Below are 2,082 nucleotides of genomic sequence, written 5' to 3' on the forward strand. Positions count from 1 at the left end.
CACTGAGTCATTCCCGGTAAGCGGTGGTTGCTCGCTGTGATCGCGAGGCTGGTGATGTGGCCCGCGGCATCCCCAAGTCCGGGCAGGAGTAAGGCCAGAAAGGCGTGAGTGCCACCGCGGAATCGGTACGGAACAGCGTCCGCCGTCCGGCGTCCGCGCCAATACGACTCCGCCGTCGGGACGGAATGCCCAGGGAGACGGTGGTGCTTCCGGTTCGTCGACGGCTGGCTACCATCTTTCGGAAGTTGGGGGTTAGAACTTGAACGTGACGTCCCGAACGAAGCGGGGGATCGCGGCCGCGGCCGGCATCCTGTTGCTGGGCATCGCGGTGTTCTCCAGTGTTGAGTCGATCCGTGCACTTTCCTTGGAGAAGGACTTCGCGCGCGCCCATGTGTGCCCGACGTTGGCGCCCAACTCGCCGGACTGCGCACGAGTGACCGTCGCGACCGTCGCGCAGACCTATGACGTCGGCGGCCGGGTCCCGGCCCACACCATGACCTTCGCGCCAGGTGCCGGCACCGCACGGGTGGAACTCGGCAAGGACAGCACGCTTCTGGAGGACGCCTTTCCAGGGGAGACGGTCGACCTGGTGTGGTGGCGCGGATCGGTGGTCGAGGTCGAGGCCGCCGGTCTCAGCGTGCCGACGGAGGACACCCCGTCCATGGACTCCACCCAGAATCTCGGCTTCACGCTCGGCGCCCTCGCCGGTGCGATGTGGTGCCTCATGGGTGCCTTCCTCCGCGCTAATCGGCCCTGGTCACCGCGCGGCACCGTGGCACGACTCGGTGGCGCCCTGGGCGGGGGCGTGCTGCTGGTCTCCGGTTACGTCCTGCTCAACGCCCCGGTGTCATCGGCCTCCGTTATGGAAGTGGTAGGAGCTCTCCTCGCCGTGGTGGGCCTGCTGTGCGTCCGGGCGGCGAAGTCGATGGAGCAGCGCGTTCGGGCGGCCGAGTCCGCGAATAACGGGGGGAAGCGGCGGAGGCGGTGACCCGCGATGAGACAGTGCAGGGGGAAGCGTCGCAGGCTATGACGGCCTCCCTTCCGTTTCCCGCCGGGCGGCGCCGTCCACTGAGCCCTTCCCAGTGACGGATCCTAACCTTGTGTGATGTTCAGATGGTGCGGTCGTACTCGAGTTGGAGCAGGACGAGGGCTGCGGCGGCGATCTGCGTGATTCGGCTGGGGTCCAGGCTGACCCTGCGTAGGGCCTTGAAGGTCGTCTTGAGGAGGGAGTTGGCGCGCTCGCAGATGCCGTGGATGCCGCGGATGACCTTGTTATAGGTCTGCTGGGCCTCGGTCAGCTTGCCGCCTGCCGGCTTCTTGAAGGGGTGGCGGAAGCCGTCGCCGGCGTTCTCGTAGCCGAGGTCGACCAGGGTGGGCATGTCCAGTTCGGCGGCGAGGCGGCCCAGGGTGTCGATCAGGCCATGGTGGCGGGCGCAGGTGGTGTCGTGTTCTCGGCCGGGCCTCACCGGCGAGACCCACAGCGGCCAGCCGTCTGGAGTGGAGATGACCTGCACGTTTCCTCCGTGATGCTTGTGTTTGCCGGACCACCACAAGTCCGCGCCGTTGGGGCCTGGGGCGGCGACGCGGTCGGTGCGGATGACGGTGCCGTCGAGGTTCAGATGCGTCAGCCCGGCCGTCTTTGCGTGCTCCAGCACGGTCGCGAGGTCCGGCGCCCCGGCCGCCAGCACGGTCAGCCCTTCGTGCAGGTACCGGTAGGCGGTGGTGGTCGACAGGCCGTTGTCACAAGCGAGTTGGGCCATCCTGGTGCCGTCGAGGAACCAACGCAAGATGAGTACCGCCTGCTTGAAGCAGCCCAGCGCACGCCGCCCCTTGCGGGTCCTGGCCGCGATCCGGTGGTCGCGCAGCAGTCGGGACAGGTGTTCGGCGGTGGACAGCTTCACATCGAGCACGGCGGTGTAGGTGACACTGGTCGACACGTGAGGCCCCTCAGTCGGATCTTTTCTTGGCAAGATCGTTCCTACCCGGGGCCTTACTCCTGCCCCGACTTGGGGATGCCACGGGCCATAGCGCCAGCCTCGCGATCACAGCGAGCAACCATCGCTTACCGGGAATGACTCACTG

2 protein-coding genes are annotated in these 2,082 nt (G+C 67.2%); one reads left to right on the top strand and one right to left on the bottom strand.

Annotated features, from left to right (window positions below):
- The first annotated feature begins 265 nt into the window (after positions 1 to 265).
- Positions 266 to 988 (top strand): hypothetical protein, encoded by a 723-nt coding sequence (locus tag ACZ4N4_RS46320; RefSeq protein ID WP_467600945.1) that lies wholly within the window; start codon positions 266 to 268, stop codon positions 986 to 988.
- Positions 989 to 1,109: 121 nt separating this feature from the next.
- Here the strand turns inward: ACZ4N4_RS46320 and ACZ4N4_RS46325 are convergent, their stop codons facing one another.
- The gene (locus ACZ4N4_RS46325; RefSeq protein ID WP_467600948.1) at positions 1,110 to 1,937 is read right to left on the bottom strand and encodes an HARBI1 family protein; all 828 of its coding nucleotides are present in this window, start codon (positions 1,935 to 1,937) and stop codon (positions 1,110 to 1,112) included.
- Positions 1,938 to 2,082 lie beyond the last annotated feature (145 nt).

The sequence above is a fragment of the Streptomyces sp. NPDC026538 genome (genome assembly GCF_055567535.1).